Consider the following 13282-nt stretch of genomic DNA (forward strand, 5'->3'; position numbering starts at 1 on the left):
TGCCCGCACCGGGCGGCAGGCGGCCGGCGGCACCCCACTGTTGTCGGCCGCCGTGCCACTGCTGCTCGCCGTACGGCGGCCTCCTCCCACCGTCGGCCGCCGCGTCCGCGACGCTACCAGCGGCGGGGGCATTGTGCAATGTCACATTCTATTTCAGTCCAGATATCCCCTGAGCTGATCGGCGCCGACGTGGGCCCGCAGCTTGGCGAGGGTCTTGGACTCGATCTGGCGGATCCGCTCCCTGGTCACCCCGAAGAGGTGACCGATCTCCTCCAGGGTGCGCGGCAGGCCGTCGCCCAGGCCGTAACGGAGCTGGACCACCTGCCGCTCGCGGTCCCCGAGGGTGGCGAGCACGGCGTCCAGGTGCTCGCGCAACAGCAGGAAGGCGGCGCTCTCCACCGGCGAGGCGGCGTCGGCGTCCTCGATCAGGTCGCCCAGGGCCACGTCGTCCTCCTCGCCGATCGGGGTGTGCAGCGAGACCGGCTCCTGCGCCAGCCGCAGCACCTCCCTGACCCGCTCCGGCGACAGCTGGAGGGCGCCCGCCACCTCGGCGGCGGTGGGCTCCCGGCCGCACTCCTGGATCAGCGTCCGCTGCACCCTCAGCACCCGGTTGATCAGCTCCACCACGTGCACCGGCACCCGGATGGTGCGGGCCTGGTCGGCCAGCGCCCGGCTCATCGCCTGCCGGATCCACCAGGTCGCGTAGGTGGAGAACTTGTAGCCCCGCGTGTAGTCGAACTTCTCGACCGCCCGGATCAGACCGACGTTGCCCTCCTGGATCAGGTCCAGCAGGGTCAGGCCGCGGCCGACGTAGCGCTTGGCGACCGAGACCACCAGCCGCAGGTTGGCCTCGATCAGCCTGCGTTTGGCTATCCGGCCGAGCACCACCAGGCGGTCCAGCTCGTCGGCGAGCCCGGGGCCGTCCGCGCCCGGGCCGTCGGCGGCGGCCCGGTCCAGCGCCTCCTCGGCGAACAGTCCGGCCTCGATCTGGCAGGCCAGCTCGACCTCCTCGGCGGCGGTCAGCAGCCGGACCCGGCCGATCTCGCGCAGGTACTGGCGCAGCAGGTCGGCGGCCGGGCCCGAGGCCTCGTCCAGCGCGCCGGCGCCCCTGCGTTCGTGCTCCTCGGCCTCCGCCCGGCCGGCCTGGGCCGGCACCCGGGCCGCAGGCTCGTCGGTCGTCGGATCGGTGCCGTCCTCGCGCACGACGGCCTGGGGCCGGCTCACAGCGGCAAGCTCCACGGGCATCCCTCCACGGCCGTGGCGGCGCTGGGGGGACGCCGCGCCACAAGGGATGGGATACCCACCGACGGGGGACAGACCACACGGAGCACGGCCCGAGGTGGTTCAGAGCGCCGCCGCGCCCCGGGACCGCAGCTGCTGGGCGTACTGCTGAAGGGCCCACAACTCGCTCTGCACCGCGTGCAGTTCCTCGGCGGTGGCACGGCTGCCGAGCCGCTGGAGGTGGGCCCGGGCCTCGTTCACCCGGCGGTCCACGGCCTGCAGCCGCAGCTTGACCAGGAACTCGCCGGCGTAGATCTCGTCGGCCTTGCGGCGGGAGCGGATCGGCTCGACGGTGAGCTCGGTGACCAGGCCGCGGACCTGGTCGTCGGGGCTGGCCTCGCGGACGGCGGCGGTGAAGTCGGGCAGGCTCGCGCCGTACGCGGTACCGCCGGTGGTGCCGATCGCGCGGCGGACGGCGGCGTAGGGCGGGGTCGGGAACTCGTCCTCGCCGTACTGGTCGAAGGCCGGGCTGACCAGGTCCGGATGCTGCAGGGCGAGCTTGAGCAGCTCGCGCTCGACGAACTGCGCCGGATCCCGCGGGTTGAGCCGGAAGACCGGCCGGGGCGGCTGGACGGGCTGCGCGCCCTGGGCCTGGTCCGGGCGGCGGGTGGGGCGCTGGGCGGCGTTCTGCTGGTTCTCGCGCTGCCAGCGGGCCAGCTGGCCGATCCGGCGGACCACGAACTGCTCGTCCAGGATGCCGAGCATGCCCGCGAGCTGGACGGCGTACTCGTGCTGGATCGAGCGGTCCTTGATCTTGACGATGATCTGGGCCGCCTCCTCCAGGGCGGCGGCCCGGCCCTCGGCGGTGTCGACCCGGTGCCGGGCGACGGCCGAGCTGAGGGCGAACTCGAAGAGCGGGACCGGGTGTTCGATCAGCTCCCGGACCGCCTCGTCGCCCTTGGCCAGGCGCAGCTCGCACGGGTCCATGCCGCCGGGGGTGATCGCGATCGAGGTGCGGGCGGCGAACTTCTGGTCGTCCTCGAAGGCCCGCAGCGCCGCCTTCTGGCCGGCCGCGTCGCCGTCGAAGGTGAACACCGTCTCGCCGCGGTAGGTGGAGGTGTCCATCAGCAGCCGGCGGATGATCTTGACGTGCTCCTCGCCGAAGGCGGTGCCGCAGGTGGCCACCGCCGTGGTGACACCGGCCAGATGGCAGGCCATCACGTCGGTGTACCCCTCGACCACCACGGCCCGACCGGACTTGGCGATCTCCTTGCGGGCGAGGTCGATGCCGTAGAGCACCTGGGACTTCTTGTACAGCGGCGTCTCGGGGGTGTTGAGGTACTTGGGGCCGGTGTCGTCCTCCCGCAGGCGACGGGCGCCGAAGCCGACCACCTCGCCGCCGGAGTCCCGGATCGGCCAGACCAGCCGGCCCCGGAAGCGGTCGATCAGACCGCCGCGCTGGCCCTGCGAGGCGAGGCCGCCGAGCAGGATCTCCTTGTCGGTGAAGCCCTTGCCGCGCAGGTAGCGGACCAGGTGCTCCCAGCCCACCGGGGCGTAGCCGACCCCGAAGTGCTGGGCGGCGGCCTCGTCGAAGCCGCGCTCGGCCAGGAAGCGCCGGCCGATCTCCGCCTCGGGCGAGCCCAGCTGCTCCTGGAACCACGCGGCGGCGATCTTGTGCGCGTCGACCAGCCTGGTCCGCTCGCCCTGCTGGTGCCGGGGCGAGTAGCCGCCCTCCTCGTACCGCAGGGTGATGCCCGCCTGGGCGGCCATCCGCTCCACGGCCTCGGCGAACGAGCAGTGCTCGATCTTCATCAGGAACGAGATGGTGTCGCCGCTCTCGCCGCAGCCGAAGCAGTGGTAGACGCCCTTGCCCGGGTGGACGTAGAACGAGGCGGACTTCTCGTCGTGGAACGGGCAGACGCCCTTGAGCTGCGCACCGCCGCCACTGGTCAGCTGGACGTAGTCGCCGACCACGGCGTCGATGGGGAGCGCGTTGCGCACCGCCTGTACATCTTCATCCCTGATCCGACCGGCCACCCTGGAAGTTTACGCACCCGGCGGCCCGTTCCCGGGGCGCGGGATCAGTCCGTCGCCTTCTCGACCAGCCGCCGGTGCAGTGCGAAGGCGGAGGCGTCGGTGAGGGTGGCGATCTGGTCGACCACCGCGCGCAGGGCGGCCCGGTCGTCCTCGGCCTCCTCGTGGAGCGCGGCGAACACCGGGTCCAGGCCGTACGGGGCGGTGCGGGCCAGCGCCTCGGCCAGCTCCGCGATCACGATCCGCTGGCGGGAGCGGAGCTGGGCCTGCTCGTCGCGCTGCATCACGTAGCGGACGGCGACCGCCTTGAGCACCGCGCACTCCAGCCGGACCTCGGTCGGCACGACCAGCTCGGCCGCGTACCGGGTGAGCGGGCCGGGGCCGTAGCGGGCCCGGGTGGCCTGCTCCGCGGCCAGGCAGAAGCGGCCGATCAGCTGGCTGGTGAGGTCCTTGAGCCCGGCACGGGCGCGGGCCGAGCCGTCGTACGCCCGCGGCCACCACTCCTGGGCCTGGAGGCGGTCCAGGGCCTCGGCCAGCTCCTCGGCGGAGGCGTCGGAGGCGTACCGTTCGGCGATCTTGAAGAGCTCGGCACGCTCCTCCGCGGAGCGCAGCGCGGCCGGGTCGATGTGGCCCGCCTGGAGCGCGTCCTCCACGTCGTGGGTGGAGTAGGCGACGTCGTCGGACCAGTCCATCACGGTCGCCTCGAAGCACTTGCGGCCGTCGGGGGCACCGGCCCGCAGCCAGCGGAAGACCGGCAGGTCGTCGGCGTAGACGCCGTACTTGGTGGAGCCCGGATCGGCGGGGTGGCCGCCGCGCGCCCAGGGGTACTTGGTGGCGGCGTCCAGGGCGGCACGGCTGAGGTTGAGGCCGACGCTGCGGCCGGGCCAGGGGGAGAGCCGGGCCGGGGCCTCCTCGGCCGGGGCGAAGCGCTTGGGCTCCAGGCGGGTCAGGATGCGCAGCGACTGGGCGTTGCCCTCGAAGCCGCCGCACGCCTGGGCGGCCTGGTCGAGCGCCTCCTCGCCGGTGTGCCCGAACGGTGGGTGGCCGATGTCGTGTGCCAGGCAGCCGGTCTCCACCAGGTCCGGGTCGCAGCCGAGCGCGGCGCCGAGCTCGCGGCCGACCTGGGCGCACTCCAGCGAGTGGGTCAGCCGGGTGCGGGAGAAGTCGGCGCGCATCGGGGCGACCACCTGGGTGGTGCCGGCGAGCCGGCGCAGGGCCGCCGAGTGCAGGACCCGGGCCCGGTCGCGCTGGAAGGCGGTGCGGCCCGGGCGCTTGTCCGGCTCGGGCACCCAACGGGCTTGGGCCTGCGGGTCGTACGGGGCGGTGCGGTGCGCGGTGTCGTCCATATGACAGTCACCGTACGCCCGCCCGCCGACATCACGCCGGTGCGCCGCGCTTTCGGCCCGGGGTGCGGGCGGTGAACAGCCGGCGCCGGCAGGGCTGCCCGTGACCGGGCGGGCGACGGCGAGGACGGCGACCGCCACGGCCCTCGGCCTGCCACCGGGTCAGCCGGCGGTCCGGTGCCGGTGCGTACCCACGGCGGCGGGCAGCCGGCCGGCGGCGGACCCGTAGCGCTCCAGCACCAGCCGGACCAGCAGCGGGTGCGCGCCCAGCGGGGCCGTGGCCGGGCCGTCCCAGGCGGCGGCCGCGAGCCGGGCGAAGTCCCCCGGCGCCGTGAAGTACCCGGCCACCGCGACCGGGCCGGGCCGCTCGGCGGCCAGCCGCCCCGCCGTCTCCGCCACACTCGGGCCGGCACCGGTCACATAGCCGGGCCGTACCGGCACCCCGAGCCGCGCGGCGAGCAGGGCGGCCTGCGCCTCGCTGTCCAGGGCCGCCTGCGGATCCCGCGAGCCGGCCGCGGCCAGCACCACCGAGCCGGTCCCGGGCCGCACGCCCGCCTCCGCCAGCCGGGCCTGCAGAAGCTCGGCGAGCAGCGGGTCGGGCCCGAGCGGGGCCGCGATCACCCCGCTGAGCTGCGGTGCGCCGGCCAGGGCGGCCGGCAGGTCGGCCTTCACGTGGTAGCCCCGGCCGAGCAGCAGCGGGACGAGCACCGCCGAACCGCTGAGCGAGCCCAGCACCTCGGGCAGCAGCGGGGCGTTCAGACCGAGGTGGGCGAGTCGGACGTCGAGCTCCGGGCGGGTGTCGGCCACCATCGCCGCGAGCCGGCGGATCTCGGCCGCCGCGGCCGGATCCCGGGAGCCGTGGGCGACGAGCACCAGGGCCGGGCGGCGGGCGGTGTGCAGCACCCTCGGCGGAGCGGCGGAGAGAACGGTCATGGGGCAAGCCTCGCCGTAGCCTGTTTCCCGGCCGTTGCCCCGTGGTCACGACTGGTTTCCCGGCCCTCACAACGGGCTCCCGCACCGGTGAGCGGGGTGTGCGGCCGCCGTAACCTGCGGGCCGCCGGGGCGAAACAGCGCCGCAGCACGCTGGCGGGCATGAGCGACGCGACCGAGACCCACTGCCCGTACTGCGCGCTCCAGTGCGGGATGGGGCTGAGCCCCGCCGACGGTCCGGTGCCGGTCGCGGTCGTCGAGCGGCCCGGCTTCCCGGTCAACCGGGGGGCGCTGTGCGGCAAGGGGGCCAACGCGGCCGCCGTACTGGCCCCCGGGGCGCGGCTCACCACCCCGCTGGTCCGGGTCGGCGGCGCCCTGCGGCCGGCCGGCTGGGACGAGGCACTGGGCCGGATCGCCGAGGCCCTCGGGGCCACCGCGGCCGCCCACGGACGGGACGCCGTGGGGGTGTTCGGCGGCGGCGGGCTGACCAACGAGAAGGCCTACCTGCTCGGCAAGTTCGCCCGGGTGGTGCTGGGCACCTCGGCCATCGACTACAACGGCCGGTTCTGCATGTCCTCGGCCGCCGCCGCCGGGATCCGCGCGTTCGGGCTGGACCGCGGGCTGCCGTTCCCGCTCGACGACATCCCGCGGGCCGGGTGCGTCGTGCTGGTCGGCGCCAACCCGGCCGAGACCATGCCGCCCTTCGTCCGGTACCTGCGCGAACTCCGGGACAACGGCGGCACGTTGATCGTCGTCGACCCCCGCCGCACCCGCACCGCCGAGCTCGCCGACCTGCACCTCGCCCCGCGCCCCGGCACCGACCTCGCGCTGGCCCTCGGACTGCTCCACCTGGTGATCGCGGACGGCCGCACCGACGAGGCCTTCATCGCCGAACGCACCACCGGCTGGCCCGAGACCCGCGCCGCCGCGATGGCGCACTGGCCCGAGCACGTCGAGGCCGTCACCGGCGTCCCGCTCCCCCGGCTGCGCGCCGCCGCCGGGCTGTTCTGCGCGGCCCCGACCGCGATGGTGCTCACCGCCCGCGGGCCCGAGCAGCAGGCCAAGGGCACCGACACGGTCAACGCCTGGATCAACCTCTGCCTCGCCACCGGCAACGCCGGCCGCCCGTACGCCGGGTACGGCTGCCTCACCGGCCAGGGCAACGGCCAGGGCGGGCGGGAGCACGGGCAGAAGGCCGACCAGCTGCCCGGCTACCGCAAGCTGGACGACCCGGCCGCGCGGGCGCACGTCGCCGCGGTGTGGGGCGTCGACCCCGGCTCGCTGCCGGGCCCGGGGCGCAGCGCGTACGAGCTGCTCGACTCGCTCGGCACCGAGGTGCGGGCGCTGCTGCTGATGGGCTCCAACCCGGTGGTCTCGGCGCCCGGTTCGACGCATATCGGCTCCCGGCTGCGCGCGCTGGACTTCCTGGCGGTCAGCGACGTCGTGCTGTCCGAGACGGCGGAGCTGGCGGACGTGGTGCTGCCGGTGACCCAGTGGGCCGAGGAGACCGGCACCCTGACCAACCTCGAAGGCCGGGTCGTGCTGCGGCGCCGGGCCGTCGACGCGCCCGAGGGCGTGCGCAGCGACCTGGAGGTGCTGCACGCGCTGGCGGACCGGCTCGGCCACGGCGCCGGCTTCCCCACCGACCCCGAGCAGGCCTTCGAGGAACTGCGCCGCGCCTCGGCCGGCGGGCCCGCCGACTACGCGGGCATCAGCTACCGGCGGATCGCCGCCGAGGACGGGGTGTTCTGGCCCTGCCCGGACGAGGACCACCCCGGCACCCCCCGGCTCTTCCTGGACCGCTTCGCCACCCCCGACGGGCGGGCCCGCTTCGTCCCGGTGCAGCACCGGCCGCCCGCCGAGGAGCCGGACGAGCAGTACCCGGTGCGGCTGACCACCGGCCGGGTCCTGGCCCAGTACCAGTCCGGCGCGCAGACCCGGCGGGTGGCGGCCCTCAACGCGGCCGCGCCCGGCCCGTACGTCGAGCTCCACCCGGTGCTCGCCGAACGGCTGGGCATCGTGGACGGGGAGCGGGTCGCCGTGGTCAGCCGGCGCGGACGGACCGTCACCCCCGCCCGGCTGACCACGGCGATCCGCCCCGACACCGTCTTCATGCCGTTCCACTGGCCCGGTGAGGGCAACGCCAACCGCCACACCAACCCGGCCCTGGACCCGGTCTCCCGGATGCCGGAGTTCAAGGCCTGCGCCGTCCGGCTGGAACCGCTCTGAGCGGGCGGGCCGCCGCGGCGGGGCGCCACGGCCGCCGCGCTCACAGCCGCCCGGGGGCGGCGCTGAGGCCGAAGTTCCGCTCGCGAAACCGGGCGGCCCCGGCCGGGTAACACCTGCGGCCGATGCTCGAGGGCATGACAGCAAGCGACAGCCGCGTGGTGGTGGTCGGTGGCGGCATGGCCGGCCACCGGCTCACCGAGCAGCTCGCCCGGCACGGCGGGCGTGAGGTCGTCCTGCTCGGCGAGGAGGAGTGGCCGCCGTACAACCGGGTGCTGCTGGCCGAGGTCCTGGCCGGGCGGTACGCGGCCGAGGTGGCGGCGCTCGCGCCGCTGCCCCCGCAGGTCGTCCGGCGCCGCGCCCGGGTGGTGCGGATCGACCGGGCGCAGCGCCGGGTGCTGTGCGACGACGGCTCTGCGGTCGGCTACGGCGATCTGGTGCTCGCCACCGGGAGCAACCCCGTGCTGCCGCCGCTGCGCGGACTGTTCGACGATTCGGTGGCCGGCCGGGAACGGCACGAGCTGCCGGCCGGGGTGTTCGCGTTCCGGACCATGGCCGACTGCGCCGACATCGACGCCTACCTGCCGCAGGTGCGCCAGGCCGTGGTGGTCGGCGGCGGGCTGCTCGGGGTGAGCGCCGCCCGGGCGCTGGCCGCGCGCGGCGTCCCGGTGCTGCTGGCCCACCAGGGCGAGCACCTGATGGAGCGTCACCTGGACGCGGACGCGGCCGCCCTGCTCACCGCCCACCTGACCGACCTGGGTGTCGAGGTGCACACCGAGTGCCGGGTCCGCTCGGTGCTCACCGAGGACCGGCGGGTGTCCGGCATCGAGCTGGCCGACGGCTTCCGGCCGGCGGCCGAGCTGCTGGTGCTCGCCGTCGGTGTCCGGCCGCGGACCGGCCTGGCCCGGGCCGCCGGGCTGGCCACTCGGCACGGGATCACGGTGGACGACCGGCTGTGCACCGGTGACCCGCACGTCTTCGCCGTCGGCGACTGCGCCGAGCACCGCGGCGTGCTGTACGGCCTGGCCGGCCCCGCGCTGGCCCAGGCCGACCGGCTGGCCGAGGTGCTCGCCGGCCGGGACACCGGCCAGGGAGCCGGCCGGGCGGCCGGGTACCGCGGCAGCCGGCTGCTGACCCGGCTGACCCTCGCCGGCCCCGGCGGCGCCCCGCTGGACCTGGCCGCGTTCGGCGCCACCGAGGCCGACCCCGACGACCGGGTGATCCGGCTGGCGGACGCCGCCCGCGGCACCTACCGCAAGGTGATCGTCCGCCCGGACGGGCAGGGCGGCGACCGCCTGGTCGGCGGCGTCCTGCTCGGCGACCTCGACACGGTCGGCACCCTGGCCCACGCCTGGGAGGGCGACGAGGCCCTGCCCGCGCACCCGCTCCACCTGCTCACCACGCAGAGCACCACCACCGGAGGGACTTCCTGATGACCACCACCAAGCCCACGCTGCTCCTGGTCGGGTACGGCATGGTCGGCCACCGCTTCCTGGAGGCCCTGGCCGAGACCGGTGCCGCCGACCGCTACCGGGTCGTCGTGCTCGCCGAGGAACCGCGGCCCGCCTACGACCGGGTCGCCCTCACCTCGTACTTCTCCGGCCGGACGGCCGAGGACCTGCTGCTCGCCGAGGAGGGCTTCACCGACCGGCACGGCTACGAGGTCCACCTGTCCTCGCCGGTCACCGCCGTGGACCGGGCCGCCCGGACGGTCACCACCGCGGCCGGGCACACCCTGCGCTACGACACGCTGGTGCTGGCCACCGGCTCGTACCCGTTCGTCCCGCCGGTGCCGGGCAAGGACGCCGAGGGGTGCTTCGTCTACCGCACCATCGAGGACCTGCAGGCCATCGAGGCGTACGCGGCCGGGCAGACGGTCGGTGCGGTGGTCGGCGGCGGGCTGCTCGGGCTGGAGGCGGCCGGCGCGCTGCGCGGGCTCGGGCTGGAGACCCACGTGGTCGAGTTCGCCCCCCGGCTGATGCCCGTGCAGGTCGACGAGGGCGGCGGCGAGGCACTGCGCCGCACCATCGAGGGCATGGGCGTGGTGGTGCACACCGGGGTGGGCACCACCGCCGTCGAGGTCTCGGCCGAGGGCCGGGCGGCCGGCATGACGTTCACCGACGGCTCCCGGCTGGACACCGGCCTGGTGGTCTTCTCGGCGGGCGTACGGCCCCGCGACCAGCTCGGCCGGGACTGCGGCCTGACCGTCGGCGAGCGCGGCGGCATCGCCGTGGACGAGCTGTGCCGTACCTCCGACCCGGCCGTGTTCGCCATCGGCGAGTGCGCGCTGGCCTGCGACGGCCGGGTCTACGGCCTGGTCGCGCCCGGCTACGAGATGGCCCGCACGGTGGCCCAGCAGCTGGCCCGGCAGGCCGTGCAGCCGTTCACCGGCGCCGACCTGTCGACCAAGCTCAAGCTGCTCGGCGTGGACGTGGCCAGCTTCGGCGACGCCTTCGGCACCACCGCCGGCGCCCTGGACGTGGTGTACTCCGACTCCCGCGCCGGCGTCTACAAGAAGCTGGTGGTCACGCCCGAGGGCGCGCTGCTCGGCGGCATCCTGGTCGGCGACGCCGAGGCGTACTCCGCGCTGCGGCCGCTGGCCGGCACCGGCACCCCGCTGCCCGTCCCGGCCGAGTCGCTGGTGCTGCCGGCCGGACTCGGCGCGCCGGTCTCGCTGGGCAGCTCCGCGCTGCCGGACGAGGCGGTGGTCTGCAACTGCCACAACGTCACCAAGGGCGCCGTGCGGGCCGCCGTCACCGAGCACAGCTGCACCACCGTGCCCGAGGTCAAGAAGTGCACCAAGGCCGGCACCGGCTGCGGTTCCTGCCTCAAGCTGCTGGGCACCGTCGTCGACGAGGAACTGGCGGCCTCCGGCATCGAGGTCGACAAGGGCCTGTGCCCCTGCTTCGGGCAGACCCGCGCCGAGCTGTACGAGATCGTCCGGGTCAAGCGGATCCCGACCCACCGCCGGCTGCTGGCCGAGCACGGCCGGCTCGGCGGCGAGGGCTGTGAGGTCTGCAAGCCCACCGTCGCCTCGATCATCGCCTCGCTGGCGCCCGAGCTGGCCGTCTCCGGGCACATCCTGGACGACGAGCAGGGCGCGCTGCAGGACACCAACGACCACTTCCTGGCCAACCTCCAGCGCAACGGCTCCTACTCGGTGGTGCCGCGCATCCCCGGCGGCGAGATCACCCCGGACAAGCTGATCGTGATCGGCGAGGTGGCCCGCGACTTCGGCCTCTACACCAAGATCACCGGCGGCCAGCGGATCGATCTGTTCGGTGCCCGGGTGGACCAGCTGCCGCAGATCTGGCACCGGCTGGTCGCGGCCGGCTTCGAGTCCGGCCACGCCTACGGCAAGTCGCTGCGCACGGTGAAGTCCTGCGTGGGCTCCACCTGGTGCCGGTACGGCGTGCAGGACTCGGTCGCCATGGCGATCCGGCTGGAGCTGCGCTACCGCGGCCTGCGCAGCCCGCACAAGCTCAAGTCGGCGGTCTCCGGCTGCGCCCGGGAGTGCGCCGAGGCCCGCGGCAAGGACTTCGGGGTGATCGCCACCTCCAACGGCTGGAACCTCTACGTCGGCGGCAACGGCGGCGCCACCCCCCGGCACGCCGACCTGCTCGCCCAGGACCTCGACGACGAGCGGCTGATCCGGCTGATCGACCGGTTCCTGATGTTCTACATCCGCACCGCGGACCGGCTGGAGCGCACCTCGGCCTGGCTGGAGCGGATCGAGGGCGGCCTGGACCACGTCCGGGCCGTGGTGGTCGACGACAGCCTCGGTATCGCCGCCGACCTGGAGGCCATGATGGCCCACCACGTCACCGACTACGAGGACGAGTGGGCCGCCACCCTGGCCGACCCCGGACGCCTCGCCCGGTTCGTCTCCTTCGTCAACGCCCCCGGCGTGCCCGACCCCAGCATCCGCTTCACCGCCGAGCGCGACCAGGTCAAGCCCGACCTGACCCTGCTCGCCACCGAGGCCGACCTGCTCGCCGCCCTCGACCCCGACCGCGCCCCGATCCTGGAGGCCTCCCGATGACCGCACCCGTCCGCACCAGCACCCGGGTCGAGCTGTTCGCCGACCGCACCTGGACCCCCGTCTGCGACTGGGACCTGCTCACCCCCGGCCGGGGCGTCGCCGTCCTGCTGCCCGACGGCCGGCAGGCCGCCGTCTTCCGGGACGGCGCGGACGCCCTGTACGCGATCGCCAACCGCGACCCGTTCACCGGCGCCTACGTGCTCTCCCGGGGCCTGCTCGGCACCACCGCCGACGGCCGGGTGTACGTCGCCTCGCCGCTGCTCAAGCAGCGCTTCGAGCTGGCCACCGGCCAGTGCCTGGACGACGAGGCCGTCCGGATCCCCGTCCACCCCGTCCGGGCGGCCTGAGGCCCCAGGGGCTGACCGGACGTCAGGGGGTGGCCGCCGCGAGCACCGCGGCGGCCATCCCCTGCTCGCCCCTGGCGTTGGGGTGCAGCGAGGCCAGCCCGGGCGCGGGCAGCGGCGGCTCGACCCAGCGCCGGTCCTCCCCCGCGCACATGTCGTGGCCGGCCGACGGCGTGGAGGTGTCCACGAAGACGCCGCCGGCCTGCTCGGCGCTGCGCCGCAGCATCGCGTCGAGCTGCCGCTGCTTCTCGGCCAGGAAGGCCAGGTCGCCCGGGGCCACGCCGGAGCCCAGGGTGGCCTCGCAGGCCGCCGGATCGGCCGGCAGCAGCGCCGGGTACCCGACCAGCAGCACCCTGGCCTGCGGGGCCCGCCGCCGGATCTCCCGCACGGCCTCGACCACCTTCGGACCGGTCGCCTCGATCGCCCGCCCGACCTCGTCCGCGCCGCCGCCGGTGGTGTAGTACTCCCGGCAGGGTGCCTCGGCCCCCGGTTGCTCGGTCAGCGCCGCGGCCACCGACCGCTTGACGCTCTCCATCGCGCAGCGCCCGAGCACGTCCATGAAGCCGACGTCGTTGCCGCCGATCCCGAGGGTGACCAGCCGGGTGGCGTCCGAGACCGCCTCCAGCTGGGGCGGGTTGGCCCCGCCTGCGGTCTGCTGGGGCGCCGTCAGATCCCTGGTGCGCGCGCCGCTGCAGCTGACGTCCCGGAAGTCCGGACCGCTCAGCCCGAGCCGGGCCGCCACCAGCGAGGGGTAGTTCACCCCCGAGCGGGCGCAGCCCCTCGGGGTGCCCTGCTGGGGCGGGATCTGCAGGCCCGAGGTGTACGAGTCGCCGAGCGCCGTATAGGGCCGGACGGCCGGCGGGGACGCCGGGGCGGTCGCGGCGGACGGCGAGGCGGTCGCGGCGGAGGCCGGGGCGGACGGAGCCGGCACGGGGGTGGCCCCGTCGCCGCCACCGCCGCAGCCGGCGAGCGCCAGCAGCCCGGCCAGGCCGGACAGCACGCCGGCGCGCCTGAGACTCATGTCCATGTGTTCCCCCCGGGGTCGGGCCGTCATCGGTGCACGACGGACGGCCCGTCCCCCGGGCGTCCGAAGAGAGCGAACGAGCCGGGGACGGGAATCGATCCCGTCCCCGGCCGTGGTC

Annotated in this window: 9 protein-coding genes; 4 read left to right on the forward strand and 5 right to left on the reverse strand. The window is 75.4% G+C overall.

Annotated elements, in window-relative coordinates; all coding sequences use genetic code 11:
- Positions 1 to 153: 153 nt before the first annotated feature.
- The 4 genes from OG871_RS13070 to OG871_RS13085 form a co-directional block, all read right to left on the reverse strand.
- On the reverse strand, positions 154 to 1245 hold the full coding sequence (locus tag OG871_RS13070; protein WP_371496916.1) for an RNA polymerase sigma factor: 1092 nt from the start codon (positions 1243 to 1245) through the stop codon (positions 154 to 156).
- Positions 1246 to 1344: 99 nt separating this feature from the next.
- On the reverse strand, positions 1345 to 3258 hold the full coding sequence (gene dnaG, locus OG871_RS13075; RefSeq protein WP_371496917.1) for a DNA primase: 1914 nt from the start codon (positions 3256 to 3258) through the stop codon (positions 1345 to 1347).
- 44 nt (positions 3259 to 3302) lie between these two features.
- A complete protein-coding gene (locus tag OG871_RS13080) occupies positions 3303 to 4601 on the reverse strand; it encodes a deoxyguanosinetriphosphate triphosphohydrolase (protein ID WP_371496918.1) in 1299 nt (432 codons plus the stop codon).
- Between the two features lie 159 nt (positions 4602 to 4760).
- Positions 4761 to 5531: a sirohydrochlorin chelatase gene (locus tag OG871_RS13085; protein WP_371496919.1), complete on the reverse strand. Its 771-nt coding sequence runs from the start codon at positions 5529 to 5531 to the stop codon at positions 4761 to 4763.
- Positions 5532 to 5690: 159 nt separating this feature from the next.
- Here OG871_RS13085 and OG871_RS13090 point away from each other — a divergent pair, with 159 nt between their 5' ends.
- The 4 genes from OG871_RS13090 (at position 5691) to nirD (ending at position 12143) form a co-directional block, all read left to right on the forward strand.
- On the forward strand, positions 5691 to 7757 hold the full coding sequence (locus OG871_RS13090; protein WP_371496920.1) for a molybdopterin oxidoreductase family protein: 2067 nt from the start codon (positions 5691 to 5693) through the stop codon (positions 7755 to 7757).
- 134 nt (positions 7758 to 7891) lie between these two features.
- On the forward strand, positions 7892 to 9187 hold the full coding sequence (locus OG871_RS13095; RefSeq protein WP_371496921.1) for an NAD(P)/FAD-dependent oxidoreductase: 1296 nt from the start codon (positions 7892 to 7894) through the stop codon (positions 9185 to 9187).
- Positions 9187 to 11796 (forward strand): nitrite reductase large subunit NirB, encoded by a 2610-nt coding sequence (gene nirB / locus OG871_RS13100; protein ID WP_371496922.1) that lies wholly within the window; start codon positions 9187 to 9189, stop codon positions 11794 to 11796. The genes OG871_RS13095 and nirB overlap by 1 nt, the downstream gene beginning before the upstream one ends.
- Positions 11793 to 12143 (forward strand): nitrite reductase small subunit NirD, encoded by a 351-nt coding sequence (nirD, locus tag OG871_RS13105; protein ID WP_371496923.1) that lies wholly within the window; start codon positions 11793 to 11795, stop codon positions 12141 to 12143. Before nirB ends, nirD begins: the two co-directional genes overlap by 4 nt.
- Before the next feature lie 22 nt (positions 12144 to 12165).
- Here the strand turns inward: nirD and OG871_RS13110 are convergent, their stop codons facing one another.
- Complete coding sequence (locus OG871_RS13110; protein WP_371496924.1) at positions 12166 to 13161, reverse strand: SGNH/GDSL hydrolase family protein; 996 nt, start codon at positions 13159 to 13161, stop codon at positions 12166 to 12168.
- Between the last annotated feature and the right edge of the window lie 121 nt (positions 13162 to 13282).

Origin of the sequence: Kitasatospora sp. NBC_00374, from assembly GCF_041434935.1 — a bacterium.
Taxonomy (GTDB): domain Bacteria; phylum Actinomycetota; class Actinomycetes; order Streptomycetales; family Streptomycetaceae; genus Kitasatospora.

Coding starts and splice junctions, on each gene's coding strand:
- OG871_RS13070 (WP_371496916.1), bottom strand. CDS start 1,245: ATGCCCGTGGAGCTTGCCGCTGTGAGCCGGCCCCAGGCCGTCGTGCGC.
- OG871_RS13080 (WP_371496918.1), bottom strand. CDS start 4,601: ATGGACGACACCGCGCACCGCACCGCCCCGTACGACCCGCAGGCCCAA.
- OG871_RS13085 (WP_371496919.1), bottom strand. CDS start 5,531: ATGACCGTTCTCTCCGCCGCTCCGCCGAGGGTGCTGCACACCGCCCGC.
- OG871_RS13090 (WP_371496920.1), top strand. CDS start 5,691: ATGAGCGACGCGACCGAGACCCACTGCCCGTACTGCGCGCTCCAGTGC.
- OG871_RS13095 (WP_371496921.1), top strand. CDS start 7,892: ATGACAGCAAGCGACAGCCGCGTGGTGGTGGTCGGTGGCGGCATGGCC.
- nirB (WP_371496922.1), top strand. CDS start 9,187: ATGACCACCACCAAGCCCACGCTGCTCCTGGTCGGGTACGGCATGGTC.
- nirD (WP_371496923.1), top strand. CDS start 11,793: ATGACCGCACCCGTCCGCACCAGCACCCGGGTCGAGCTGTTCGCCGAC.
- OG871_RS13110 (WP_371496924.1), bottom strand. CDS start 13,161: ATGAGTCTCAGGCGCGCCGGCGTGCTGTCCGGCCTGGCCGGGCTGCTG.